The organism is Cellulomonas sp. T2.31MG-18 (genome assembly GCF_964266755.1).
Taxonomy (GTDB): Bacteria; Actinomycetota; Actinomycetes; order Actinomycetales; family Cellulomonadaceae; genus Cellulomonas.
In genome coordinates, this window is sequence record NZ_CAXWGW010000004.1 from 148,379 (window position 1) to 172,203 (window position 23,825).

At 72.0% G+C, this 23,825-nt stretch carries 27 protein-coding genes; 13 read left to right on the forward strand and 14 right to left on the reverse strand.

Going from position 1 to position 23,825, the window contains the following annotated elements:
* Nucleotides 1-18: 18 nt before the first annotated feature.
* Entirely contained in the window at nt 19-1,398 is a 1,380-nt protein-coding gene (gene lpdA / locus ACFQTY_RS15390) for a dihydrolipoyl dehydrogenase (protein WP_378102154.1), read from the reverse strand.
* A 176-nt stretch (nt 1,399-1,574) separates the two neighbouring features.
* On the opposite strand from lpdA, the gene ACFQTY_RS15395 reads away from it, so the two are divergent.
* Nucleotides 1,575-1,949, forward strand: a complete 375-nt coding sequence (locus tag ACFQTY_RS15395; protein WP_378102156.1) for an oxidoreductase — start codon at nt 1,575-1,577, stop codon at nt 1,947-1,949.
* Nucleotides 1,950-1,978: 29 nt separating this feature from the next.
* Here the strand turns inward: ACFQTY_RS15395 and ACFQTY_RS15400 are convergent, their stop codons facing one another.
* Nucleotides 1,979-3,457 carry a leucyl aminopeptidase gene (locus tag ACFQTY_RS15400; protein ID WP_378102158.1) on the reverse strand — a complete coding sequence of 493 codons (1,479 nt, stop codon included), beginning with the start codon at nt 3,455-3,457 and terminating at the stop codon, nt 1,979-1,981.
* 63 nt (nt 3,458-3,520) lie between these two features.
* Between ACFQTY_RS15400 and ACFQTY_RS15405 the strand changes: the two genes are divergently transcribed.
* Genes ACFQTY_RS15405 through ACFQTY_RS15420 form a run of 4 tightly spaced genes read left to right on the forward strand, consistent with a single transcriptional unit; the run spans nt 3,521 to nt 5,535 of the window.
* Nucleotides 3,521-3,880, forward strand: coding sequence for a hypothetical protein (locus ACFQTY_RS15405; protein ID WP_378102161.1), 360 nt, complete (start codon nt 3,521-3,523; stop codon nt 3,878-3,880).
* Nucleotides 3,877-4,266, forward strand: a complete 390-nt coding sequence (locus ACFQTY_RS15410) for a hypothetical protein (protein WP_378102163.1) — start codon at nt 3,877-3,879, stop codon at nt 4,264-4,266. Before ACFQTY_RS15405 ends, ACFQTY_RS15410 begins: the two co-directional genes overlap by 4 nt.
* A 9-nt stretch (nt 4,267-4,275) precedes the next feature.
* Nucleotides 4,276-5,325: a quinone-dependent dihydroorotate dehydrogenase gene (locus ACFQTY_RS15415; protein ID WP_378102165.1), complete on the forward strand. Its 1,050-nt coding sequence runs from the start codon at nt 4,276-4,278 to the stop codon at nt 5,323-5,325.
* A 3-nt stretch (nt 5,326-5,328) separates the two neighbouring features.
* Entirely contained in the window at nt 5,329-5,535 is a 207-nt protein-coding gene (locus ACFQTY_RS15420) for a hypothetical protein (protein WP_378102167.1), read from the forward strand.
* A gap of 45 nt (nt 5,536-5,580) precedes the next feature.
* On the opposite strand, the gene ACFQTY_RS15425 is transcribed toward ACFQTY_RS15420, so the two are convergent.
* Entirely contained in the window at nt 5,581-6,186 is a 606-nt protein-coding gene (locus ACFQTY_RS15425; RefSeq protein WP_378102169.1) for a DUF3043 domain-containing protein, read from the reverse strand.
* 32 nt (nt 6,187-6,218) lie between these two features.
* Here ACFQTY_RS15425 and ACFQTY_RS15430 point away from each other — a divergent pair, with 32 nt between their 5' ends.
* A complete protein-coding gene (locus ACFQTY_RS15430; RefSeq protein WP_378102171.1) occupies nt 6,219-7,628 on the forward strand; it encodes a dipeptidase in 1,410 nt (469 codons plus the stop codon).
* A 25-nt stretch (nt 7,629-7,653) separates the two neighbouring features.
* Here ACFQTY_RS15430 and ACFQTY_RS15435 read toward each other — a convergent pair whose 3' ends face one another.
* Nucleotides 7,654-8,253 (reverse strand): DJ-1/PfpI family protein, encoded by a 600-nt coding sequence (locus ACFQTY_RS15435; RefSeq protein WP_378102174.1) that lies wholly within the window; start codon nt 8,251-8,253, stop codon nt 7,654-7,656.
* A gap of 11 nt (nt 8,254-8,264) precedes the next feature.
* Nucleotides 8,265-9,470, reverse strand: coding sequence for a quinolinate synthase NadA (nadA, locus tag ACFQTY_RS15440; protein ID WP_378102176.1), 1,206 nt, complete (start codon nt 9,468-9,470; stop codon nt 8,265-8,267).
* A gap of 70 nt (nt 9,471-9,540) precedes the next feature.
* Here nadA and ACFQTY_RS15445 point away from each other — a divergent pair, with 70 nt between their 5' ends.
* Nucleotides 9,541-10,728 carry a glycerate kinase gene (locus tag ACFQTY_RS15445; RefSeq protein ID WP_378102179.1) on the forward strand — a complete coding sequence of 396 codons (1,188 nt, stop codon included), beginning with the start codon at nt 9,541-9,543 and terminating at the stop codon, nt 10,726-10,728.
* A gap of 138 nt (nt 10,729-10,866) precedes the next feature.
* Nucleotides 10,867-11,217 (forward strand): iron-sulfur cluster insertion protein ErpA, encoded by a 351-nt coding sequence (erpA, locus tag ACFQTY_RS15450; RefSeq protein WP_291762482.1) that lies wholly within the window; start codon nt 10,867-10,869, stop codon nt 11,215-11,217.
* A gap of 83 nt (nt 11,218-11,300) precedes the next feature.
* Here the strand turns inward: erpA and ACFQTY_RS15455 are convergent, their stop codons facing one another.
* A complete protein-coding gene (locus ACFQTY_RS15455; protein ID WP_378102183.1) occupies nt 11,301-11,549 on the reverse strand; it encodes a sulfurtransferase TusA family protein in 249 nt (82 codons plus the stop codon).
* Nucleotides 11,546-12,700 carry a cysteine desulfurase family protein gene (locus ACFQTY_RS15460; RefSeq protein WP_378102185.1) on the reverse strand — a complete coding sequence of 385 codons (1,155 nt, stop codon included), beginning with the start codon at nt 12,698-12,700 and terminating at the stop codon, nt 11,546-11,548. The genes ACFQTY_RS15455 and ACFQTY_RS15460 overlap by 4 nt, the downstream gene beginning before the upstream one ends.
* Before the next feature lie 186 nt (nt 12,701-12,886).
* Between ACFQTY_RS15460 and coxB the strand changes: the two genes are divergently transcribed.
* From coxB to ACFQTY_RS15475, 3 genes are read left to right on the forward strand one after another with little or no spacing between them, the layout of a single operon-like run.
* Nucleotides 12,887-13,756, forward strand: coding sequence for a cytochrome c oxidase subunit II (gene coxB / locus ACFQTY_RS15465; RefSeq protein WP_378102188.1), 870 nt, complete (start codon nt 12,887-12,889; stop codon nt 13,754-13,756).
* Entirely contained in the window at nt 13,756-15,558 is a 1,803-nt protein-coding gene (gene ctaD, locus ACFQTY_RS15470; protein ID WP_337975319.1) for a cytochrome c oxidase subunit I, read from the forward strand. Before coxB ends, ctaD begins: the two co-directional genes overlap by 1 nt.
* Nucleotides 15,555-15,953 (forward strand): cytochrome c oxidase subunit 4, encoded by a 399-nt coding sequence (locus ACFQTY_RS15475; protein ID WP_337975320.1) that lies wholly within the window; start codon nt 15,555-15,557, stop codon nt 15,951-15,953. The genes ctaD and ACFQTY_RS15475 overlap by 4 nt, the downstream gene beginning before the upstream one ends.
* 17 nt (nt 15,954-15,970) lie before the next feature.
* Here ACFQTY_RS15475 and ACFQTY_RS15480 read toward each other — a convergent pair whose 3' ends face one another.
* From ACFQTY_RS15480 to ACFQTY_RS15505, 6 genes are all read right to left on the reverse strand, one after another.
* Nucleotides 15,971-16,675: a class I SAM-dependent methyltransferase gene (locus tag ACFQTY_RS15480; RefSeq protein ID WP_378102192.1), complete on the reverse strand. Its 705-nt coding sequence runs from the start codon at nt 16,673-16,675 to the stop codon at nt 15,971-15,973.
* Nucleotides 16,676-16,796: 121 nt separating this feature from the next.
* On the reverse strand, nt 16,797-17,417 hold the full coding sequence (locus tag ACFQTY_RS15485; protein WP_378102195.1) for a superoxide dismutase: 621 nt from the start codon (nt 17,415-17,417) through the stop codon (nt 16,797-16,799).
* Nucleotides 17,418-17,588: 171 nt separating this feature from the next.
* Entirely contained in the window at nt 17,589-19,283 is a 1,695-nt protein-coding gene (locus ACFQTY_RS15490) for a cytochrome bc complex cytochrome b subunit (RefSeq protein WP_378102197.1), read from the reverse strand.
* Entirely contained in the window at nt 19,280-20,302 is a 1,023-nt protein-coding gene (locus ACFQTY_RS15495) for a Rieske 2Fe-2S domain-containing protein (RefSeq protein WP_378102437.1), read from the reverse strand. Before ACFQTY_RS15495 ends, ACFQTY_RS15490 begins: the two co-directional genes overlap by 4 nt.
* A 5-nt stretch (nt 20,303-20,307) precedes the next feature.
* The gene (locus ACFQTY_RS15500; protein WP_337975323.1) at nt 20,308-21,093 is read right to left on the reverse strand and encodes a c-type cytochrome; all 786 of its coding nucleotides are present in this window, start codon (nt 21,091-21,093) and stop codon (nt 20,308-20,310) included.
* Between the two features lie 52 nt (nt 21,094-21,145).
* Entirely contained in the window at nt 21,146-21,784 is a 639-nt protein-coding gene (locus ACFQTY_RS15505; protein WP_291762509.1) for a heme-copper oxidase subunit III, read from the reverse strand.
* 179 nt (nt 21,785-21,963) lie between these two features.
* Here ACFQTY_RS15505 and ACFQTY_RS15510 point away from each other — a divergent pair, with 179 nt between their 5' ends.
* Entirely contained in the window at nt 21,964-22,392 is a 429-nt protein-coding gene (locus tag ACFQTY_RS15510; protein ID WP_378102199.1) for a hypothetical protein, read from the forward strand.
* Complete coding sequence (gene trpD / locus ACFQTY_RS15515; protein ID WP_378102201.1) at nt 22,389-23,447, forward strand: anthranilate phosphoribosyltransferase; 1,059 nt, start codon at nt 22,389-22,391, stop codon at nt 23,445-23,447. Before ACFQTY_RS15510 ends, trpD begins: the two co-directional genes overlap by 4 nt.
* Before the next feature lie 93 nt (nt 23,448-23,540).
* Here the strand turns inward: trpD and ACFQTY_RS15520 are convergent, their stop codons facing one another.
* Nucleotides 23,541-23,822, reverse strand: coding sequence for an Lrp/AsnC family transcriptional regulator (locus ACFQTY_RS15520; protein WP_263730346.1), 282 nt, complete (start codon nt 23,820-23,822; stop codon nt 23,541-23,543).
* Nucleotides 23,823-23,825 lie beyond the last annotated feature (3 nt).

The following is a 23,825-nucleotide window of genomic DNA, read 5'->3' on the forward strand; positions in this document are numbered from 1 at the left end:
GGTCTCCTTCGACTCTGCTCAGTTGTGCGCGTGCAGCGGCTTGCCGGCCAGCGCGAGGAACGCCTCGCCGATGGCCTCGTCCTGCGTCGGGTGGGCGTGCACCAGGGAGGCGACGTCCTCCGGGTAGGCCTCCCAGTTGACGATCAGCTGGGCCTCTCCGACCAGCTCACCGACGCGGGCCCCGATCATGTGGACGCCGACCACCGGGCCGTCGACCTTCCGGACCAGCTTCACGAATCCCTGGGTCCCGAGGATCTGGCTCTTGCCGTTGCCGCCCAGGTTGTACTCGAGCGTCACGACGTTGTCGGCGCCGTAGAGCTCGCGCGCCTTCGCCTCGTTGACGCCGACGGAGGCCACCTCGGGGTTGGAGTAGGTGACGCGCGGGATGCCGGACTCGACGATCGGCGCGGGGTTGAGCCCGGCGATCTCCTCGGCGACGAAGATGCCCTGGGCGAACCCGCGGTGCGCCAGCTGCAGCCCGGGAACGATGTCGCCGACGGCGTAGATGTTCGCGACACCGGTGTGCAGCCGCTCGTCGGTGAGGACGAAACCGCGGTCCACCCGCACGCCCTGCTCCTCGTAGCCGAGGCCGGAGGTGGCCGGTCCACGGCCCACGGCCACCAGCAGCACGTCGGCGTCGAACGTCTTGCCGTCCTCGAGCCACACGTGCACGCCGTCGTCGTTCTGCGTCACGCCGGCGAACCGGACGCCGACGGAGAAGTTGATCCCGCGCTTGCGGAACGCGCGCTCGAACGCCTTGCAGACGGCCTCGTCCTCGTTGGGCACCAGGTGCGGCAGTGCCTCGATGATCGTCACCTCAGCACCGAACGACTTCCACACGCTGGCGAACTCCGAGCCGATGACGCCGCCGCCCAGGATGATCGCGCTCTTCGGGATCCAGTCCAGCTGCAGCGCCTGGTCGGACGTGATCACCCGGCCGCCGATCTCCAGCCCCGGCAGCGAGCGGGCGTAGGAGCCCGAGGCGAGCACGATGTGCTCACCGGTGAGCGTGCGGTCGCCGACCTGGACGGTGTTCGGACCGGTCAGCGTGCCCCAGCCCTGCACCACCTCGATCTTGCGCGAGGACACCAGCCCCTGCAGGCCTTTGTACAGGCGGGAGATCACGCCGTCCTTGTACTGGTTGACCTCGCCCATGTCGATGCGCTCGAGCGTCGCGTGCACGCCGACGTGCGCCCCGTCACGCGCCTCGTCGGCGACCTCGGCTGCGTGCAGCAGCGCCTTGGTGGGGATGCAACCGCGGTGCAGGCACGTGCCGCCGACCTTTTCCGCCTCGACGAGCGCCACGCTCTTGCCGAGCTCCGCAGCGCGCAGGGCAGCGGCGTAGCCGCCACTCCCTGCGCCTAGGACGACGATGTCGAAAGCGTGGGTGTCGGCCACAGGCTTGCTCCTCGGTTGACAAGGGATCTAGGTCCAACGTCCATCTTGTCATCACCGACCCTGGTGATCGAACCGGCGTCGGACCCGTCCTGGTGTGATCCCTGAGACATTCGTCCCATGTGTTTCTACCACCGGGAACGCCCGAAGTGCGCGCGTTGCGCCGTTACGCTCGCCGCATGGCCTGGTTCCGTCGATCTCACCCGGCGCGCGGCACGGGACCTGCGACGGCGCCCACCGACCGCAAGGCGCGCGAGGCGACGGTGGCCTACCTGCGCGAGTTCGTCGCGACCCGGGTCGGCGTCGAGGCGTACGTCGAGCCGGCGACCCACGTGACCCCGAGCACCGTGATGCTCGTGGCGACGGACGGTGAGTGGACCCGGCGGCGCGTCCCCGACGCTCGTGCGGCGGGCGCGATCGCCCGGGAGCTCGGTATCCCGGTGTACGACGTGCAGCGAACGGGGTATCCGCAGCGCATGCGGGACTGGACCTCCCGGACCAGGGCGGCGCAGCGCCGCGGCGGCGACCAGCCGGCGGAGCGTCCGGGCAGCTGATCGGCCGCCGTCCGCGTGCCGCCCGGACCTCACCGGCCGGCGCGTGCCTCGATCAGCGCCAGGAGCGTCCGGATCCCGGCGCCCGTCCCGCCGAGCGGTGTGTAGCCGTGCGGTTCGCGGGAGTTGAAGGCGGGGCCAGCCACGTCGAGGTGCGCCCACGGGGTGCTCCCGACGAACTCCCGCAGGAAGATCCCCGCCGTCAGCATGCCGCCGAACCGCTCGCCGATGTTGGACAGGTCGGCGACCTGCGACTTCAGGCCTGCGCGGAGCTCGACGGGCAGCGGCATCGGCCAGAACGGCTCGCCGGACCGGTCCGCGGCCGCCACGACCTCGCCACGGACCTCGTCGGAGCCCATCACCGCCGACACCCGGTCGCCGAGCGCGACCACCTGGGCACCGGTGAGCGTGGCGATGTCGAGCACCACGTCCGGCTTCTCCTCGACGGCCGCCACCAACGCGTCCGCCATCACCAGCCGGCCCTCGGCGTCGGTGTTGAGCACCTCGACGGTGGTGCCGCCCCGCATCGTCAGCACGTCCGAGGGGCGCTGCGCGGTGCCGGAAGGCATGTTCTCGGCGACGGCGAGCCAACCCGTCACCGCGACCGGCAGCCCGAGGCGCGCTGCCGCCAGCACGGTGTGCAGCACGGCGGCCGCGCCGGCCATGTCGGACTTCATGCCGACCATGCCCTCCGCCGTCTTGATCGACAGCCCGCCGGAGTCGAACGTGATGCCCTTGCCGACCAGGGCCACGTGGCCGCGCGCCCGGGACGGTGCGTAGGTCACCTTCACCAGACGGGGAGGTCGCACCGATCCCTGACCGACGCCCAGGATGCCGCCGAAGCCACCGGCGGCCAGGGCCTTCTCGTCCAGGACCGTCACCTTGACGCCCTTGACCTCCCGCCCCGCGGTGCGTGCCGCATCGGCGAGCGCCGCGGGGTAGAGCTCGTTCGGCGGCATGTTGACCAGGTCGCGCGCGGCGTGGACGGCGGCCGCGAGCACCTGCGCACGGTCCAGCGCGGCTGCGGCCGCCTTGTCCTTCGCCAGCCCGGTGACCACCTGGATCTCGGCGACGGGCGACGCGGCGGACGCCGCGGTGGCCGTGCCCCGGTAGCGGGTGAAGGTGTAGGCGCCGAGCAGCGCACCCTCGGCGACCGCGGCGACCCGTGCGACGTCGTCCGCGGGCAGCGCCAGCGCGACCGAGCCGACCCCGGCGAGCTCGCGGGTCGCTGCCCCGGCCGCGCGGCGCAGGGCCTCGGCGTCCGGAGCCGCCGTCCCCGTCCCGGTCAGGACGAGCACGCGAGCCGACAGCCCCGTCGCCGGGACGCGCCGCACCTCACCCGTCGCACCCGTGATGCCGAGCGCCCGGGCGTCCGAGGACAGCGCGGCGCGCAGCTGCTCGGGCAGCCAGTCGGCGCCGAGCAGCTGGGGAGCGCCGTTACGCTCGGCGGTGGCGACCACCAGGGCGTCGACGGACAGGCGTGCGGGGTCCTTGCCGGTCAGCGAGATCACCCCCGCATGCTAGTGCGGGCGTCGCAGCGGTCCCCGTCCTGAGGACGGGTACCGTGAGCCGCCGTGAGCATCCCTCTGGTCGTCCTGCTGGGCGCGCTGTGCCTGCTCCTGGCCTTGTGGGCGGGCTGGTACACGGTCCGCGACCGGCCGGTGGTCGCCCGGCAGCTGCTCGCTGCCGCCACGGTCGAGCTGGTGCTCCTGGTCCAGGCCGCGATCGCGGGCGCGCGCTGGTCCGGGGTCGCGGCCCACGTCTCGCCGGGGTTGTTCTGGACCTACGTGGCCGTGCAGCTGTTCGTCCTGCCCCTGGCGGCGACCTGGGCGTTCGCCGAGCGGACCCGGTGGAGCTCCGTGGTGCTGCTCGCGGCAGCGGTGACCGTCGGCGTGATGGAGTGGCGGCAGTGGCAGATCTGGAGCGTCGCATGAGGCGCACCTCGACCGGACCGGGCCGCGCCCTGGTGGCCGTGTACGGCGTGCTCGCGCTGTCCGCCACGGCACGTGCCGTGTTCCAGGTGGCCACCAAGCTGTCGCAGGCGCCGGTGGCCTACCTGCTCTCGTTGTTCGCGGCGCTCGTCTACATCGTCGCGACGGTGGCGCTGGCCACGTCGCGGCGGCGGCTCGCCTGGGCCGCCGTGCTGACCGAGCTGACCGGCGTGCTGGTGGTCGGCACCGTCTCGCTCGTCGCGCGCCAGGAGTTCCCTGATGCGACCGTCTGGTCCGCGTACGGGCAGGGCTACGGCTACGTCCCTTTGCTGCTGCCCTTCCTGGGCGTGCTTTGGCTGGTGCGCACGGGTCGTGGCGACGCCCGATAGGTTGGGGCCGTGTACCGGCTGCTCTTCGACCTCGTCCTGCGGCGGCTGGATCCCGAACGGGCGCACGCCTGGAGCTTCGCGCTGATCCGTGGCGTCTCCGACCTGCCTGGCCTGCGGTGGCTGGTCGGCCGGGTGCTGGGCGGACCGTCAACGGGCGCGCTGACCCTGTGGGGTCGGCGATGGCCGTCCCGGCTGGGGCTGGCGGCGGGCTTCGACAAGGACGGGCACGGCGTCCTCGGCATGACGATGCTCGGCTTCGGGTTCGTCGAGGTCGGCACCGTGACCGCGCAGCCGCAGCCGGGCAACGAGCCGCCCCGGCTCTGGCGCGTGCTCGACCAGCAGGCGTTGCGCAACCGGATGGGGTTCAACAACGAGGGGTCGGCGGTGGTGGCCGAGCGCCTGCGCCGGCTGCGTGCGACCCGTCGCGGCCGGGCCGCGGTCATCGGCGTCAACATCGGCAAGTCACGCGTGACGCCCGTCGAGCACGCGGCGACCGACTACGCGACCAGCGCCGGCCGGCTGGCGCCGTACGCCGACTACCTGGTGGTCAACGTCTCGTCGCCGAACACGCCCGGCCTGCGGGACCTGCAGGCCGTCGACGCGCTGCGACCGGTGCTCGAGGCGACGCGGGTCGCCGCGGACGAGGCGACGGTTCGCGCGGGTCGGGCACCGTGCCCGCTCCTGGTGAAGATCGCGCCCGACCTGTCGGACGACGACGTGGACGCCGTGGCCGAGCTCGTCGCGGAGCTCGGGCTTGACGGCGTGGTGGCCGTCAACACCACCATCGCGCACGACCTCGGACCCGGTGGGCTGTCCGGACCGCCGCTGCTCAGCCGCGGCCTCGACGTCGTCGCACGGTTGCGCGACCGTCTCGGGCCGGAAGCGGTGATCATCGGGGTCGGTGGCATCAGCACCCCGGCCGATGCGCGGGAGTACCTCGCGGTCGGCGCGACGCTGGTGCAGGCCTACACCGGCCTGATCTACCGCGGTCCGTTCTTCGCGGCGCGCATCTGCCGGGCGCTCGGCGCCGACGCGAGCCGGTCGCGGACGGAGGTCTGATCCGTGCGACCACGGTGGCAGTGGCAGCTGCTCGACGACACGGGCGTGGAGCTGGACCGGCCCTCGAGCCCCGTCTTCACGGCTCGGTTCGACGCCGAGACGTGGCTCGGCGAGCACTGGCGCGGATTGTCGGCGCAGGGTGCCCGGACGGCGCGACTGCTGCACGAGGGCGAGCCGGTACCCCCCGACGTCCCGCTGCCGGCCGTCTGACGGCCGTCGTCCGACGCCGTCCGGCGTCGGGACGGAGCGCCCGCGTCAGGCGGGGTACTGCCCGTGCTTGACCAGGGCCTTCGGCAGTCGGGTGGGGCGCAGCTGGAAGGCCCGCAGGGCGGCGTACATCGCCAGCCCCTTCGGGATCGCGGCCACGCCGAACTTGGCGACCAGCTTCTTGCGCAGGCCGCGCCACAGGACGTAGCCGTCGATGAAGGCGGCGATGACGTACACGTAGAGCGCGAGCGTCACGATCGTGAAGAACGCGGCGTTGATCCGCGCACCCACGGCGGCGAGCACCAGGAACGCCGCCGCGACCGGCATGAAGAACTCGCCGAGGCTCCACCGGGCATCGACGTGGTCGCGCGTGTAGCGGCGGACCGGCCCGCGGTCCCGAGGCGGCAGGTGGCGCTCGTCGCCCGTCTGCATGGCCTTGTACTCGAGGTCCCGCTGGACGCGTGCCTTGGTCCGGGCGTCCTTGGCGGCGGCCTTGCGATCGGTCGGCACGAGCGGGCGCTTGTTGGCCGCCTCGGCCTCCTTGCGGGACGGCGTCGGCCGACCCTTGCCGCTGCCCACACCCGGGTCCGTGGCGGAGGGCGCGCGCGTTGCTGCCGGTTCGGCGTCGCGCTGGTCCTTGCTGCGTCCGATCACCCCGCAAGGGTAGTCGAGTACGGTGGCGGCTCGTGACCTCCGACGTGCCTCCCGCACCCTCCGCAGACTCCTCGACCAGGGCGGAGCACGTGCCCTCCGCGGAGCGTGTCGCCGCGCTGCGGGCGCGGGTGCACGACCTGTTCGGTGGGCTGCGGAGCGACCTGGAGGCGCTGGTCCGCATCCCCAGCGTCTCCAACCGGGAGTTCGACCAGGCCTTCGTCGAGCAGAGCGCCGAGGCCGTCGCCGCGCTGCTGCGGGGCGCCGGGCTGGAGGACGCGACGGTGCTGCGCGTGCCGGGGGGCGCTCCGGCGGTGGTGGGTCACCACGCCGCTCCGGCCGGCGCGCCCACGGTGCTGCTCTACGCGCACCACGACGTGCAGCCCGTCGGCGACGTGGGGGAGTGGCAGACGGCGCCGTTCGAGCCGACGGTGCGCGGCGACCGGCTGTTCGGTCGCGGGGCCGCGGACGACAAGGCGGGCGTGGTGGCGCACGTCGGCGCGCTGCGCGCGCTGGCCGGTGAGCTCGGCGTCGGCGTGACCGTGTTCGTCGAGGGGGAGGAGGAGGTCGGCTCCCCGACGTTCCTCGAGTTCCTGCGCACGCACCGGGAGGCGCTCGCGGCGGACGTCGTCGTCGTCGCCGACGCGACCAACTGGAAGGTGGGCGTCCCGGGGTTGACGACGTCGCTGCGTGGTCTGGTGTCGGCGGTGGTCGAGGTCGCCGTGCTCGACCACCCGATCCACTCGGGGATGTACGGCGGACCGGTGCTCGACGCCCCGACGCTGCTCGCGCGGCTGATCGCCACGCTCCACGACGTCGAGGGCGCCGTCGCGGTCGCCGGCCTGCTGCAGGGCCCGGACCCGGTGGTCGACGACGACGAGGACACGTTCCGCGCCGACGCCGGACTCCTGGACGGCGTGCGGCTGGCAGGCAGCGGGCCGATCACCGCACGCCTGTGGACCAGGCCCGCGCTGGGCGTGATCGGCCTGGACGCACCGCGGGTCGCCACCGCGTCCAACACGATCGCACCGCGTGCGTCGGCGTTGCTGTCGTTGCGCGTGGCCCCCGGTCAGGACCCGGACGCCGCACTCGCGGCGCTCGAGCGGCACGTGCGCGAGCACGCCCCGTTCGGCGCCCCCGTGACGTTCACCGCCGTCGACCGCGGCCGAGCGTTCCAGGCGCCCGCCGACTCACCGGCGATGCGGACCGTGCGTTGGGCGCTCGGCGAGGCGTGGGGCGCCGAACCGGCCGACATCGGCGTCGGCGGGTCGATCCCGTTCATCGCCGAGCTGCTCGAGGCGTTCCCCGACGCGGCGATCCTGGTCACCGGTGTCGAAGACCCGGACAGCCGTGCGCACGGCCCGAACGAGTCGGTGCACCTGGGTGAGCTGGAGCGTGCGGTGCTGGCCGAGGTGCTGCTGCTGGAGCGGCTCGCCGGACGGTGACCCGTCGCTAACTGCCCACCCGGGCTCAGACGGGCGGGTGCGGGTCGTACTGGATGCCGCGACGGACCCGTCGGGCCATCTGCGGCGACTCCAGCCGGGCGACGAGGTGGAGCGCCATGTCGATGCCCGCCGACACCCCGGCCGAGGTGACGACGTCGCCGTCGTCGACGAACCTCGCCTCGGTGTCGGCGAGCACGCTGGGGTCGAGGGCGGCCAGCTCGTCGAAGGCGTCCCAGTACGTCGTGGCGGGCCGGCCCGCCAGCAACCCGGCCGCGGCGAGCACCAGCGCGCCGGTGCACACGCTCGCCATCAGCGGCGTCGTCGCGCGCATCTGCCGCACCCAGGCGAGGTGCTCCGGGCTCGCTGCGAGGGCATGGGTGCCGCGCCCGCCGGGGTAGACGAGGACGTGCAGGGGACCGAGCTCACCGGCGGGCAGGTCGGGGACGAGCGAGAGACCGTGCGCGCAGCGCACGCCCGCCCCGTCGAGGGAGAACGTGACGACCTCGGGGTGCAGCTCCGAGTGCGCCGCCCACCATGCCAGCACCTCGAAGGGGCCGACGACGTCGAGCTCCTCCGCACCGTCGAAGACGAACAGCCCGATCCGCAGCGGGTGCCCGGTGCCCACGTCGACCTCCGTCAGTAGCCCGGCAGGGCCAGCATCTGGTCGAGGGCGACACGGGCCCAGTGCGCGTCGTCCGGGTCGACCACGATCCGGTGCGGCACCCGACCTGCCGCCAACGACTCCAGCGCCCAGGTGAGGTGCGGGAGGTCGATGCGGTTCATGGTCGAGCAGAAGCAGACGGTCGAGTCGAGGTAGTGCACGGTCTTGTCCGGGTGGGCCAGTGCGAGGCGCCGGACCAGGTTCAGCTCGGTGCCGATCGCCCACGAGGTTCCCGGGGCGGCCGCGTCGAGCGCCTTGATGATGTACTCGGTCGAGCCGACCATGTCGGCCGCCTCCACCACCTCGTGCTTGCACTCCGGGTGCACGATCACCGTCGTCGCCGGGTCTGCCGCGCGGACCGCCGCGACGTTCTGCGCAGAGAAGCGCCCGTGCACGGAGCAGTGCCCCCGCCAGAGGATCATCCGGGCGTCGCGCAGCTGCTGCGGGGTCAGGCCGCCGCCCGGCTTGCGGGGGTCGAACACGACGCAGTCGTCCAGGCTGAGACCCAGCTGCCGCACGGCGGTGTTGCGGCCCAGGTGCTGGTCCGGCATGAACAGCACCTTGCCGGTGCCGTCCACGCCACCGACCCGGTCGAAGGCCCACCACAGGGCGACGTGCGCGTTGGACGACGTGCAGACGGTGCCGCCGTGCCGGCCCGTGAAGGCCTTGATCGCCGCGGTGGAGTTCATGTAGGTCACCGGCACCGTGGACTCGGCGACACCGGCGTCGGCCAGCACGTCCCAGGCGTCCTCCACCTGGTCGATGGCGGCCATGTCGGCCATCGAGCACCCGGCGGCGAGGTCCGGCAGCACCACCTGCTGGTGGTCGGCGGTCAGGATGTCGGCCGACTCCGCCATGAAGTGCACGCCGCAGAAGACGATGAACTCCGCGTCCGGCCGGGCGGCGGCCTCACGAGCGAGCTTGAACGAGTCGCCCGTGACGTCCGCGAACGCGATGACCTCGTCGCGCTGGTAGTGGTGGCCGAGGACGAAGGCGCGGTCCCCGAGCTGCGCGCGGGCCGCGCGCGCCCGTTCGACGAGGTCGGGGTCGCTCGCGGCCGGCAGCGCGCCGACGCACTCGACCCCGCGCTCGGACTGCAGGTCCGAGCCGCGGCCGAGGAGCAGGAGAGCGGACGGCATGGGCTCGACGAACGCACCACGCTCGGGCGTGACCAGGCTCATCGGCCGATCTTCCCATACCGCCGGGCGGCCCCTCGAGCAGGTCCGGTTGCCGACGTGCCACCATCGCGGCGTGCGCGTGCTGCTGGCTCCTGACAGCTTCGGGTCCTCCCTGACGGCCCGGGAGGCGGCGGAGGCTCTGCGGACCGGGTGGTCGGCGGGGGCCCCGCACGACGAGGTCTCCACCTGCCCGCTGGCCGACGGCGGTCCCGGCTTCCTCGAGACGATCCACAGCTCGCTCGGGGGCCGGCTGATGCCGGTCACCGTCACCGGGCCGTTGGGAGCTCCGGTGCCCGCGGTCGTGCTGCTCGTGCCGGCGCACGACGAGGCGCGCAGCACCGCCTACGTCGAGACGGCCCAGGTGATCGGCCTGCCGCTGGTGCCGTCGGACCAGCGCGACCCCGGCCGGACGACCACCCGAGGGGTCGGGGAGCTCCTGACGCACGCCCGTGCGACCGGCGCGGCACGGGTGGTGGTGGGTCTGGGTGGGTCCTCCACCAACGACGGCGGAGCCGGGATGCTCGTCGGCCTCGGGCTGCCGGACGAGGCGGGCCGGCTCGGCTCGGGCGGTGCGGCGCTGGCCGGGCTTCTCGCCGAGGACGTCGCCGGGCTGCCCGAGCTGCGCCGCGAGTGGGCGGACGTCGAGCTGGTCGCCGCGTGCGACGTCGACGTGCCCCTCCTCGGTCTGCAGGGTGCGAGCGCGGGCTTCGCTGCGCAGAAGGGGGCGTCGGTGCAGCAGGCGCAGGAGCTCGAGGCGGCGCTGGCCCACCTGTCCCGGCTGGTCGGCGAGGCTCTGCGGCGCGACGAGCGCCCCGACCTGCTGTCCGGCGCTGCGGGGGCCGCGCGCCTCGCGGCGGTTCCGGGTGCCGGGGCGGCCGGTGGTCTGGGGTTCGGTCTCGCCGCGCTCGGAGCGCGACTGGTGCCCGGTGCGGCTCTGGTCGCCGACCAGGTCGGCCTCGCGGGCCGGATCGCGGAGGCGGACGTCGTCGTCACGGGCGAGGGCCGCTTCGACTGGCAGTCGTTGCACGGCAAGGTGGTGTCCGAGGTGGCAGCCCGGGCGGTGCCCTTCGCGGTCCCGGTGGTCGTCGTCGCCGGCGAGGTGCTGGTCGGCCGGCACGAGCTCGCCGAGGCCGGTGTGGCCGCCGCCTACGCGGTCGCCGGCGCCCCGGGGGAGGTCGAGCGGGCGCTCGCCGATCCGGCCGCCACCTTGGCGGCGCGCACGCTGAGGGTGGCGCGGACGTGGTCGCCGACGCCACGCTGAGGTGCGGCGGTGGGCCGGCGCGGCGCGCCGCGGAGGGCGTCGTACGCTGACGGGGAACATCAGCGCGCAGCCCGGTGTTGCGCGGAAGGTCGAGGCCGAGACCGGCCGCGCCGAGCACGCACCCTTTCGGGAGACAGCATGACCGAGACAACCCAGACCGCGACGCACGGCGTCCAGCTGACCGACGTGGCTGCCGCCAAGGTGCACAGCCTGCTGGAGCAGGAGGGTCGCGACGACCTGCGCCTGCGCGTGGCCGTGCAGCCCGGTGGCTGCTCCGGCCTGATCTACCAGCTCTACTTCGACGAGCGGATCCTCGACGGCGACGCCGTCAAGGACTTCGGCGGCGTCGAGGTGGTCGTCGACCGCATGAGCGTGCCGTACCTCGAGGGCGCGACGATCGACTTCGCGGACACGATCGAGAAGCAGGGCTTCACGATCGACAACCCGAACGCCGGCAGCTCCTGCGCGTGCGGCGGCTCCTTCAGCTGATCGGCGCACCAGCGGCTCGACGGGCCCGGCACCTCGCGGTGCCGGGCCCGTCTGCGTCCGCCCTCAGGCTGGTCGCTCGTCCGTCACGCCCCGCCGATCCGTACCGTCACGGCGAGCACACCGTCGTCCGTGCGCTCGGTGCGCACCACCGTGTGCCCTCGCATCCGTGCCCAGGCCGGGACGTCCACCTCGGCGGCGGGATCGGTCGCGAGCACCGTCACCAGCGTGCCGGCGGCAGCAGCGCGCGCGACGCGGGCCAGCCGCACGATCGGTGCGGGACACACCAGCCCGCGGGCGTCGACGACCTCACCGGTCTCGGCAGCCTCGGTCACAGTCCCACCACGCCGGCGCGGTCGCGCAGCTGCCCCACGACCTCGGGGACGACGTCGCAGAACCGTTGGACGTCGTCCCGTGTGGTGCCGCGAGGCAGGGCGATGCGCACGTTCCCGTGGGTGAGCACCCCCATGGCGGCGAGCACGTGGCTCGGCTCGAGGGCGCTCGAGGTGCAGGCCGATCCCGAGCCGACGGCGAAGCCGCGCGCGTCGAGCTCCCTCACCAGAGACTCTCCGTCGAGGTAGAGGAACGAGAAGGTCACCACGTGCGGCAGCCGGTCCGTCGGCTCTCCCACCACCTCGACGTCGGGCACCTGGGTCGCGACGCGGTGGCGGATCACGTCCACCAGCTCGCGTCGAGCGGCATCAGCCCGGTCCCGGTCCGCGACCGCGGCCTGGAGCGCCACGGCTGCGGCGAGGGCAGCCGGGACGCTCACGCCGCCGGGGAACCACCGGTCCTCGTCCTCCGGGCGGTCCGGCGTGCGACGGACGCCGCTGCGGGTCACGAGCACGCCGATCCCGCCTGGACCGCCGAAGTCGGCCGCCCCGGCGGCCAGCAGGTCCCAGTGCGGCCCCACGTCGACGTGCCCGAGGCTCGACCCGGCGTCGACCAGCAGGGGGACGCCGGCCGCTCGCGCCGCGGCGTGCACCGGCGCCACCGGCTGCAGGGTGCCGACCTCACCGTTCGCGTGCTGGAGCGCCGCCAGCGCGACGCCGGGCTGGGCCAGGGCGCCGATGAACGCGTCCTCGTCGACCCGTCCCGACCGGTCGACGGGCACCGTCACGCGCCGGCCTCCGGAGCGGGCCGCGACGAAGTCGGCGGCGTTGAGCACCGCGGCACGTTCCACGGCACCGGCCACGACGTGGGGTCCGGCCCGACGTCGCCCGAGTGCGACGTCCCGGACGGCGGCGTGCAGGGCCTCCGTGTGCGACGGAGCGAGGGCGACCTCGTCCGTACGGGCGCCGACCACGGCCGCGATCGCCTCGCGGGCACCGTCCAGCAGCAGGCGGGCCCGGCGACCCTCGGCGTGCAGCCTCCGCGGGTCGGCCCAGCCCTCGTCGATCGCGGCGACGAAGGCCTCGCGCGCGACCGGCAGCAGCGGCGCCTGTCCACCCGCGTCGAGCACCACCCGAGACGTCGTGTCGTCCACGACGTGCACGGTAACGGGGTTCGAAGCCGCATCGATCATGCTGACACGGCGTCGTCATATCGCGTCGCCGGGCACGACGAGGGCCCGCCCGCGCGCTACGCTGCACGCGTCGAAAGGACCAAGGTCCCAGGTGGCCGTCGTACGCGCGCCGTGCACCCACCCGGAACCGTGAGTGGAAGGTTGCCCGTGCACCCGGAAAACCACCGCCGGACGCGCCGCAGGGCCCTCGTGGGCACCGGGCTGGTGCTCACGGCAGCGGTCGCCCTGAGCGGCTGCTCGGACACCGTGTACCGAGGCTGGCTGCCCGGCAGCACCCAGCACGAGGTCACGGACCAGACCGGTCGTGTCGCCAGCCTGTGGCGCGGCTCGTGGATCGCGGCCCTGCTCGTCGGCCTGCTCGTCTGGGGTCTGATCCTGTGGTGCGTCGCGGTGTACCGGAAGCGCAAGGCGGACAGCACGCTGCCCGTGCAGCTGAGGTACCACGTGCCCCTCGAGGTGATGTACGTGATCCTGCCGATCGTCATGGTCGGCGTGCTCTTCTACTACACCAACCGCGACATGACGGCGATCAACACCAAGACGGGCGACGCCAAGGTCCACGTCCAGGTGATCGGCAAGCAGTGGAGCTGGGACGTCAACTACCAGGACGCAGGCGTGTACGACAGCGGCCAGCAGGTCCAGGACCTGCAGGCGCCGGGTGCGCTCGAGACGCCGGTGACGATCTGGCTCCCGGTGGACGAGAAGGTGCTGTTCACGCTGAACTCGCGCGACGTCATCCACTCGTTCTGGGTGCCGGCGTTCCTGTACAAGCTCGACGTGATCCCCGGACGGACCAACCAGTTCGAGGTGACGCCGAAGACGGTGGGCGAGTACCGCGGCAAGTGCGCCGAGCTCTGCGGTGAGTACCACTCGCGGATGCTGTTCAACGTGAAGGTCGTGACACGCGCCGAGTACGACGCGCACATCGCCGACCTGAAGGCGAAGGGCCAGACCGGTCAGCTCGGGCTCGACGTGAGCCGGGCGCAGGACCTCAACAGCGTGGGGAGTGCAGGCTGATGGTGGCGACGACCGAGCTGATCCCGGGCCTGGCGCCGCGTCGGCAGACCCTGGGCCGGACCGTCGTGAAGGTGATCACCTCCACCGACCACAAGACGATCGGGTACATGTACCTGATCACGTCCTTCGTGTGGTTCATCGTGGGCGGGATCCTGGCGCTGCTGATCCGCAGCGAGCTGTTCGCGCCCGGGATGCAGGTGTTCTCCACGCCGGAGCAGTACAACCAGGCGTTCACGATGCACGGCACGATCATGCTGCTGCTGTTCGCGACGCCGTTGTTCGCCGGTTTTGCGAACGTGCTGATGCCGCTGCAGATCGGCGCCCCGGACGTCGCGTTCCCGCGGCTGAACATGTTCGCGTACTGGCTGTACCTGCTCGGCGGCCTGATCGCGGCCGCGGGCTTCCTCACCCCGCAGGGCGCCGCCTCGTTCGGGTGGTTCGCCTACGCCCCGCTGTCCAACCAGGTGTACTCGCCCGGGGTCGGTGGCGACCTGTGGGTGTTCGGCCTGGCGCTGACCGGTTTCGGCACCATTCTCGGTGCCGTCAACTTCATCACCACGATCGTCACCATGCGGGCCCCCGGGATGACGATGTTCCGGATGCCGATCTTCACCTGGAACACCCTGGTGACGTCGCTGCTGGTGCTGATGGCGTTCCCGCCCCTGGCCGCGGCCCTGTTCGCGCTCGGTGCCGACCGGCGGCTGGGCGCCCAGGTGTTCAACCCGGACAACGGCGGAGCCATCCTCTGGCAGCACCTTTTCTGGTTCTTCGGGCACCCGGAGGTGTACATCATCGCGCTGCCGTTCTTCGGCATCGTGACGGAGATCCTGCCGGTGTTCAGCCGCAAGCCGGTGTTCGGCTACAAGGGCCTGGTCTACGCGACCATCTCGATCGCCGCGCTGTCCGTCACCGTGTGGGCGCACCACATGTACGTGACCGGCGCGGTGCTGCTGCCGTTCTTCTCGTTCATGACGATGCTCATCGCGGTGCCGACCGGCGTGAAGTTCTTCAACTGGATCGGCACCATGTGGCGCGGCAAGCTCACCTTCGAGACGCCGATGCTGTGGACGATCGGCTTCCTGGTGACCTTCCTGTTCGGCGGGCTGACGGGCGTGATCCTGTCCAGCCCGGCGCTGGACTTCCACCTGTCCGACACGTACTTCGTCGTGGCGCACTTCCACTACGTGGTCTTCGGCACGGTGGTGTTCGCGATGTTCGCCGGCTTCTACTTCTGGTGGCCCAAGTTCACCGGGAAGATGCTGAACGAGCGGCTGGGCAAGATCCACTTCTGGCTGCTGTTCATCGGCTTCCACACGACCTTCCTCATCCAGCACTGGCTGGGTGTGCGGGGCATGCCGCGCCGCTACGCGGACTACTCGCCGGCGGACGGGTTCACGTGGATGAACCAGGTGTCGACCATCGGCGCCGCCATCCTCGCGATCTCGACGCTGCCGTTCCTGTACAACGTCTACACGACGTGGCGGAACGCGCCGAAGGTCGCCGTCGACGACCCGTGGGGGTACGGCAACTCGCTCGAGTGGGCCACCAGCTGCCCGCCGCCGCGCCACAACTTCGTCTCCCTGCCGCGGATCCGCTCGGAGCGTCCCGCGTTCGACCTGCACCACCCCGAGGTCGCCGCGATGGACCACGTCGAGCCGGAGCCCGGTCTGCTCGACTGGGAGGCGCAACGCACGGGCAACCCGGGCGACGCCCGCCGGCGTATGGCCGAGGGCACCGCGCAGCCGGAGCAGTCCAGCACAACGGTGATCGACGACCTTCAGGACCCGGAGGCTGACCGGTGAGGTTCGAGGCTCGACTCTTCGCGCTCGGTGTGCTCTTCTTCGTGCCGGTCGGGCTGGTCTACGCCTACTTCAGCCACGGGGAAGCGGTCGGCACCGTCGGGATCCCGCTGCTGGGTGGCCTGGTCGGGATGATCGGGGCGTACTTCGCCCTGCTGTCCCGCCGCATCGACCCCCGCCCCGAGGACGACGAGCTGGGCGAGGTCTCGCAGGGCGCCGGCGACCAGGGCGTCTTCAGCCCGTGGTCCTGGTGGCCGCTGGTGATCGGCGCTGCGGCCGCGCTGGCGTTCCTCGGTCTCGCCGTGGGCTGGTGGCTGCTCGCGATCGCCGTCCCCGTCGGAGTGATCGGCCTGGTCGGCTGGGTCTTCGAGTTCTCCCGCGGTCAGCACGCCCACTGAGCGGTCCGGGTCCCGAGTCAGCCGGGCAGTCGCGTCGCCGCTGCGACGAAGATCGGCACGTGCCGCACCGTGCCGCGCACCGGCTTGGGGTCGACGTACGCGGTGACGAGCCGGTCGACGTGCAGCCCCGCGACCCCGCACCACGACGAGACCTGCTCGTGGCTGAACCCGTCGTGACCGTCGAACGACGGGTGGTCGGCGTGGTAGAGACCGCCGTCCGGCTCCAGGTCGGCCACGACGAGCCTGCCGCCCGGGCGTAGCAGACCGGCGACGGTCCGCAGCAGGTGCGGGACGTCGCGCACGTGGTGCAGCGCCATGGCGCTGTAGGCGACGTCGAGCGGCCCGAGGACGGCGGCGTGCGGCGCGGCTTCGGCGATGGACAGGTCGATCCGTGCGGTGCGGACGTGCGTGCCGCAGCCGACCGCCGTGGCGGCGGCCGAGACGTTGGCGCGGGCCAGCTCCAGGGCGTCCTCGTCGACGTCGAGGAGAACCAGCTCGTCGAAGAGGTCCACCAGGTGGGGGCTGACTCCGCCGGCCCCCGAGCCGATGTCCAACCCGCGTCGACGGTGGCCGTCGCCGAGCACCACCCGGATGTGGGCGGCCAGTGCCGCGCTGCGGCGTGCCCGGCGGTCGGCGTCGGGATCGTCCGTCGGCGGCTGAGCGGGCCGGGGCGCGGGGGGACCGCCGGGCTGGCCGCGGTGCGCCGGGAGGTCGGTCGTCATGTCCCGCGACCCTAGCGGGCCGTGGGACGGCGACAGGGATCGAGCCCGGCCGGGTATGTGCCCCGGCCGGGCTCGATCGTCGTCCTGCGCCCGCGCACGTCCTCGCGGGGAGTGCTCGTCGTCAGGCGGGCAGGATCAGGCTCGTCGCACGGGCGCGGGCCAGGCGTGCCGCGGCGTCCGTCCAGTTGACGATGTTCCACCAGGCCTTGACGTAGTCGGCCTTCACGTTGACGTAGTCGAGGTAGAAGGCGTGCTCCCACATGTCGAGCACCACGATCGGGATCACGCCGAGCGGGAAGTTCGACTGCTGGTCGTACAGCTGGAACATCACGAGCTTCGAGCCGAGCGTGTCCCAGGCGAGGATCGACCAGCCGGAGCCCTGGATCCCGACTGCGTTCGCGGCGAAGTGCGCCTGGAACTTCTCGAAGGAGCCGAAGAACTCGTCGATCGCGGCAGCCAGCTCACCGGTGGGGCGGTCGCCGCCGTCGGGAGAGAGGTTCTGCCAGAACACCGAGTGGTTGACGTGCCCGCCGAGGTTGAAGGCGAGGTTCTTCTCGTGCAGGTTCACCGCGGCGAGGTCGCCCGAGTCGCGGGCGGCAGCGAGCTTCTCGAGGGCGGTGTTGGCGCCCGTCACGTAGGCGGCGTGGTGCTTGTCGTGGTGCAGCTCCATGATCCGCCCGGAGATGTGCGGCTCGAGGGCCGCGTAGTCGTAGGGGAGGTCCGGGAGCGTGTAGTCAGCCATCGATCAGTGCCTTCCGTGCGTCGGACCGCGGTCGGTGCCGCGGGTGTGCGCGCGACGGCGGGCGTCGCCGAGGGCGGCGACCACCGTGCGCCTGTTCCACTCTCGCGCAGGAACCGTGATCCTGCCCGAGGTTCTGCTGTCGGCGTCCAGCGACGTGCCGCGGGACACCGGTCAGTGCACGCCGGCGCTGATCTGGGCGGCCTCCTCGGCCGGTTCCAGCACCGGATGGGCACCGTGCTCGTGGGCCGCGGCCAGCTCGCGGGGGGTGACGGGCTCGACGCGGTCCTCGTAGAACAGCTGCGACAGGCGCTGCCGTCGGCGGTCCGCCGCGTACCCCTTGCGGCGCACACCGCGCGAGTCCTCGGCGGGCGCGATCTGCAGCGGGCGGACGGGCTCCTGCTGCACCCGCAGCCAGCGCTCGTCCTCGTCGAGGGGCGCGTGCACCTCGATGTACTCGCCGCTGGCGAACCGGACGATGCGGCCGGTCTCGTGACCGTGCAGCACCAGCTCGCGGTCCCGGCGCTGCAGGCCGAGGCAGATGCGCTTGGTCACCAGGAACGCGATCGTGGGTGCGACGAACAGCATGACGCGGAAGGTCCACGTGATGTCGTTGATCGACAGGTGGAACTGGGTGGCGATCAGGTCGTTCGAGCCGGCCAGCACCAGGACGAAGAACGCCGTCAGCAGCGAGACGCCGAACGAGGTCCGGAACGTCGCGTTGCGGGGCCGGTCGAGCAGGTGGTGCTCGCGGTGGTCACCGCTCGCGTACGCCTCGACGAACGGGTACAGCGCCAGCGCCCCGAGCAGGATCCCCGGCAGGATCATCGCCGGGATGATGATGTTGAGCGGCACCGTGAAGGAGCCGAGCACCACCTCGGCCTGGCCGGGCATCAGTCGCAGGGCGCCCTCGAGGAAGAGCATGTACCAGTCGGGCTGGGCGCCGGCGGAGACCGGTGACGGGTCGTACGAGCCGTAGTTCCACACCGGGTTGATCTGCATCGTCGCGCCGAGCAGGGCGATCACGCCGAAGACGACGAAGAAGAAGCCGCCGGCCTTGGCGACGTACACCGGGAACAGCGGGTAGCCGACCACGTTGGTGTTGGTCCGGCCGGAGCCGGGGAACTGCGTGTGCTTGTGCAGGAACACGAACGCGAGGTGCAGCCCGACGAGGGCGAGCAGCAGGCCGGGGATCAGCAGCACGTGCACGGTGAACAGGCGGGGGATGAGCGCCGTCCCCGGGAACTCGCCGCCGAACAGGGCGTACGAGGCGTAGGTACCGATGATCGGTACCGCCAGGGTGATGCCCTGGGCGATGCGCAGGCCGTTGCCCGACAGGACGTCGTCCGGCAGGGAGTAGCCGGAGAACCCGGCAGCCATCCCGAGCACCAGCAGCGTGAAACCGATCACCCAGTTGATCTCACGTGGCTTGCGGAAGGCACCGGTGAAGAAGATGCGCATCATGTGCGTGACGATCGCGGCCATGAAGATCAGGGCGGCCCAGTGGTGGATCTGCCGCATCAGCAGGCCGCCGCGCACCTCGAACGACAGCCGCAGCGTCGAGGCGTACGCCTCCGACATCCGCGTGCCCTGCAGAGCCGTCCACGGTCCGTTGTAGGTGACCTCGTTGGTGCTCGGGACGAAGAACATCGTGAGGAACACGCCCGAGATCAGCAGCGTGATGAAGGAGTAGAGGGCGACCTCGCCGAGCATGAAGGACCAGTGGTCCGGGAAGATCTTGCGCGCCAGGCCCTTGACGGCGACCGCGATGCCGGTGCGCTGGTCCAGCCAGTCGGCGGAGGCCGCCGCCGGACCCTGCGAACCGCGGGTCGCCGTGCGGCGGGATGTGGTCGTGGAGGTCGTCGTCACCGCAGCCGCTCCCAGAAGCTCGGACCGATGGGCTCGTGGAAGTCGCTCTGCGCCACGAGGTAGCCCTCGCTGTCCACCGTGATCGGCAGCTGCGGCAGGGGCCGCTTCGCGGGGCCGAACACCACCTTCGCGCCGTTGGCCACGTCGAACGTCGACTGGTGGCACGGGCACAGGAGGTGGTGCGTCTGCTGCTCGTACAGGGCCACGGGGCAGCCGACGTGGGTGCACACCTTGGAGTAGGCGACGATGCCGTTGTACGACCAGCCCTTGCGGTCGTCGGCCTCGTGCAGGTCCCGCGGGTCCAGCCGGATCAGCAGGACGATCGCCTTGGCCTTCTCGTCCATCGGGTCCGCGGCCTTGTCCAGGCCGTCGGGGATGACGTGCACCACCGAACCGATGGTGACGTCCGCCGCGCGGATCGGCCGGCCGGAGGGGTCGGACGTCAGGCGCAGCCCCTTCTTCCACATCGTGTGCTTGAACGTCGAGACGTTCCAGTTCCCGCCGATGTTGCCGATCAGGGGAACCACGATGGTGAGCGGGAACAGCGCGAGGGAGCCGATCATCGCGCTCTTGAGCAGGCCTCGCCGGCTCAGCCCGGAGTCGGCGGCGCCCGCCTCGAGGTTCGCGATCGCGCCCTCGCGCACGGCCGGGCTCGACTCCATCCGGTGTCGTTCCTCGACCCGCTCGTGGTCGTTCATGATCGACTTCGCCCACTGGATCGCGGCGGTGCCGATGCCGAGCAGCGCGAAGGCGAGCGCGAGCCCGAGCGTCATCGTCGACCGCTGGATGCCCCCGGCGTCGGTCCCGGTCGGCAGCGCGAAGTACGCGACGAGGAACCCGATGGTGCCCAGCGTCGACAGCCCGAACAGGGCGAGCACGATGCGCTCGGACGTCTTGTTGGCCCGCGGGTCGAGGTCGCCACGGCGCGGCCGGTGCGGCGGCAGGCCGGGGTTCTGGAACCGGTCGGGCAGTTCCTCGGGTGCCGAGAGCTCGTCAGAGCTGCCGCTGTACCTGTCGATGGTGCTCACGAGGACTTCGCTCCGATCCAGACGGCTGCGCCGATCAGCAGCCCGATGCCGACGACCCACGCCCACAGGCCCTCGGTCACGGGGCCGAGGCTGCCGAGGCTCAGGCCACCCGGCTGCGTGCCGCCCTGCTGACGGATGAAGGCGATGATGTCCCGCTTCTCCTGCGACGTGATGTTCGCGTCGTTGAACACCGGCATCGACTGCGGGCCGGTCAGCATCGCCTCGTAGAGGTGGGTGTTGCTGGTGCTCCACAGGTTGGGGGCGAACTTGCCCTGGCTCAGGGCACCACCGGCGCCGACGGCGTTGTGGCACATCGCGCAGTTGGTGCGGAAGATCGCCATGCCGTTCGCGGGGTCACCCTTGCTCGCGTCGACCTGCTCGGCGGTCGGGATGGCCGGGCCGGGGCCGAGGCTCGCGACGTAGGCCGCCAGCTGCGAGATCTGCTCCGGGGTGAAGACGACCGGCTTGCGCTGGGCCTGCGGGCCGCTCATCGCCAGCGGCATGCGGCCGGTTCCCACCTGGAAGTCCACCGCTGCCGCACCGACGCCCACCAGGGACGGAGCCGCGTTCGTGCCGGTGGCGCCCATGCCGTGGCAGGTGGCGCAGTTGGCCGCGAACAGCTTCTCGCCGTTGGTGACGTCGTTCGCCGATGCTGCCTGCGGTGCTGCGCTTGCCGGAGCGGGTTGCAGGGCGGCGTAGAGCCCGCCCACGAGCAGCAGCGCCAGCAGGAGCAGCACCACCGGCGCGCGCCGGTCGTGCCTGCGGGCCGCGAGTGCCTTCACTGATGGGTCCTCGTCTCGCGTGGGGGAACGGGTGTCACAGGTGCACCAGCGGTCACTGGAGCAGGTAGATGATCGAGAACAGCGCGATCCAGACCACGTCGACGAAGTGCCAGTAGTACGACACGACGATCGCGGTGGTGGCCTCGTGGTGGCCGAAGCTCTTCGCGGCGAACGAGCGCCCGAGCAGGAACAGGAACGCGATCAGACCACCGATCACGTGCAGGCCGTGGAAGCCGGTGGTCAGGTAGAAGACGGAGCCGTAGGGCGTCGAGGAGATGGAGATGCCCTCGTGCACCAGGGAGGCGTACTCGTAGACCTGGCCGCCGATGAACACCGCGCCCATCAGGTACGTCAGCGCGATCCACTCGTTCAGGCCCCAGCGGTTCACCTGCCACAGCGCCCCGGAGCGACGGGGCTGGAAGCGCTCGGCGGCCCACACGCCCATCTGGCAGGTCACGGAGGACAGCAGCAGGACGGTGGTGTTGACCACCGCGTAGGGCACGTTCAGGTGCGCCGCACCCTCGGCGAACACCTTCGGGACGGCCGCCCGCGTGGAGAAGTACATGGCGAAGAGCCCGGCGAAGAACATCAGCTCGGACGCGAGCCACACGATCGTGCCGACCGACACCGGGTTCGGGCGGTTGACGGTCACATGAGGTGTGGTGCGCGGGGCAGCCGTGGCGGTCGACACCGCGCCATTATGGCGGATCAGCGCTTCGCATGGGTCCTAAGGCCCACGACGGATGCCCGCAAAGTGTCACCTCGTCAGAATCCGGACGATGCCCGGGACGCGGCCGGACGGCGGAGCCTGCGATCGGGCGGGCGTGCCAAGATTCGCCTATCCCGCACGACGACGAACGAGGACGGCCCATGAGCAGCGTCGAGCCTGAGAACGAGGAGACCGTGACCGGTCCCCGGATCCTGCTGTACAGCGACGACATCGACGCCCGCGGTCAGGTGCGGCTCGGCGTCGGCCGTCGTCTCGGGCGCGGCGAGCCGGACATCGAGTGGCTCGAGGTCGCCACCGCCGAGGCGGTCTACGGGGCCGTCGAGGCCGGCGGGCTCGACCTGGTGATCCTCGACGGCGAGGCGGACAAGGTCGGCGGGATGGGTGTCGCGCGCCAGCTCAAGGAGGAGGTGTACGACTGCCCGCCCGTGCTGGTGCTGACCGGCCGCCCGCAGGACGCATGGCTCGCCTCGTGGTCCAACGCCGACGCGGTGATCAGCCGCCCGCTCGACCCGGTGCTGCTGCACCGTGCCGTGCAGTCCCTGCTGACGGGCAGCGCGCTCGCCCGATGACCGAGACCGCCGCGACCTTCACGTGGCCGGACGTCCTCGCGGAGCTGATCGCGGGCCGCGACCTCGGCGCCGACCAGACGCGCTGGGCCATGGGCGAGATCATGCGCGGCGAGGCGCCGACCGCGTGCATGGCGGGGTTCCTCGTCGCGCTGCGCGCCAAGGGCGAGACCGTGGAGGAGCTGACCGGTCTCGCGGACGAGATGCTGGCGCACTCCCAGCGGTTCGTCGTACCCGGTCGCTCGCTCGACATCGTCGGGACCGGTGGCGACCGCGCGTTCACGGTCAACGTGTCCACGATGGCCGCGCTGGTGATCGCCGGGGCGGGCGTCACCGTGGTCAAGCACGGGAACCGGGCCGCGTCCTCGGCGTCCGGGTCCGCCGACGTGCTGGAGGCGCTCGGCATCCGCCTCGACCAGCCGCTGGACCGGGTCGGTCCGATCGCCACCGAGGTGGGCATCACCTTCTGCTTCGCGGGGCTGTTCCACCCCTCGATGCGGCACGCCGGACCGGTGCGCCGCGCTCTGGGCGTGGCGACGGCGTTCAACTTCCTCGGTCCGCTGACCAACCCGGCGCAGCCGCAGGCCGCCGCGATCGGCGTGGCCGATGCGCGGATGGCCCCACTGGTCGCCGGCGTGCTCGCCACCCGGGGGACCGACGCGCTGGTGTTCCGGGGGGAGCGCGACGGTCTGGACGAGCTCGCGGCTACCGGCCCGTCGCGGGTCTGGGAGGTGCGCGACGGCGTCGTGACGGAGAGCGTCGTCGACTGGGTGGCGGACCTCGGCCTCGCGCCCGTCACGCTCAGCGACCTGCGTGGTGGCGACCCGCAGCACAACGCCGGCGTCGTCCTGGAGCTGCTGGACGGCAAGCGCGGGCCCGTGCGCGAGACCGTGCTGCTCAACGCGTCGGCCGGCCTGGTCGCCGACGGCACGCTGCCCGGCACCGCCGACGGCACGCTGACCGAGCGCTTCCGAGCGGCCATGGGCCATGCGGAGCGGTCGGTGGACGACGGCTCCGCAGCCGGTGTGCTGGACCGCTGGCGCAAGGTGGGCGTCTGAGCGGACGGCTCTGCGTCCTAGGCGCTGGCTCGTGCACGTCCGGCCGGTGTCAGGTCGGCCGGCCGCGGTACGGCCCGCGGTGAGGTGCGGAGCTCAGTCCTCGAGGCCGAGGGCGAAGGCCTTGTCCAGGTCGTGCTCGGAGTAGGTCCGGAAGGCGATGTACGTCTGCGTCCGCAGGACGCCTTCGACCTTGCTCACCTTGTCCGCGATGACGTCCGCCAGCTCGTCGTGCTCCCGCACCCGCACCATGGCGATGAGGTCCACCTCGCCGGTGACGGAGTAGACCTCGGTCACCCCGTGGATCTCCGCGATCGCGGCTGCGACCTCCGGGATCCGGGCTGCGTCGGTGTCGATGAGGACGATCGCGGTGAGCATGTC

What these genes read in the sequence shown, in the direction of transcription:
- trpD (WP_378102201.1), top strand. Translation starts at nt 22,389, where the DNA reads ATGACCGAGACCGCCGCGACCTTCACGTGGCCGGACGTCCTCGCGGAG.
- ACFQTY_RS15485 (WP_378102195.1), bottom strand. Translation starts at nt 17,417, where the DNA reads ATGGCTGACTACACGCTCCCGGACCTCCCCTACGACTACGCGGCCCTC.
- ACFQTY_RS15410 (WP_378102163.1), top strand. Translation starts at nt 3,877, where the DNA reads ATGAGGCGCACCTCGACCGGACCGGGCCGCGCCCTGGTGGCCGTGTAC.
- ACFQTY_RS15510 (WP_378102199.1), top strand. Translation starts at nt 21,964, where the DNA reads ATGAGCAGCGTCGAGCCTGAGAACGAGGAGACCGTGACCGGTCCCCGG.
- ACFQTY_RS15520 (WP_263730346.1), bottom strand. Translation starts at nt 23,822, where the DNA reads ATGCTCACCGCGATCGTCCTCATCGACACCGACGCAGCCCGGATCCCG.
- nadA (WP_378102176.1), bottom strand. Translation starts at nt 9,470, where the DNA reads ATGAGCCTGGTCACGCCCGAGCGTGGTGCGTTCGTCGAGCCCATGCCG.
- ACFQTY_RS15480 (WP_378102192.1), bottom strand. Translation starts at nt 16,675, where the DNA reads ATGACGACCGACCTCCCGGCGCACCGCGGCCAGCCCGGCGGTCCCCCC.
- erpA (WP_291762482.1), top strand. Translation starts at nt 10,867, where the DNA reads ATGACCGAGACAACCCAGACCGCGACGCACGGCGTCCAGCTGACCGAC.
- ACFQTY_RS15395 (WP_378102156.1), top strand. Translation starts at nt 1,575, where the DNA reads ATGGCCTGGTTCCGTCGATCTCACCCGGCGCGCGGCACGGGACCTGCG.
- ctaD (WP_337975319.1), top strand. Translation starts at nt 13,756, where the DNA reads ATGGTGGCGACGACCGAGCTGATCCCGGGCCTGGCGCCGCGTCGGCAG.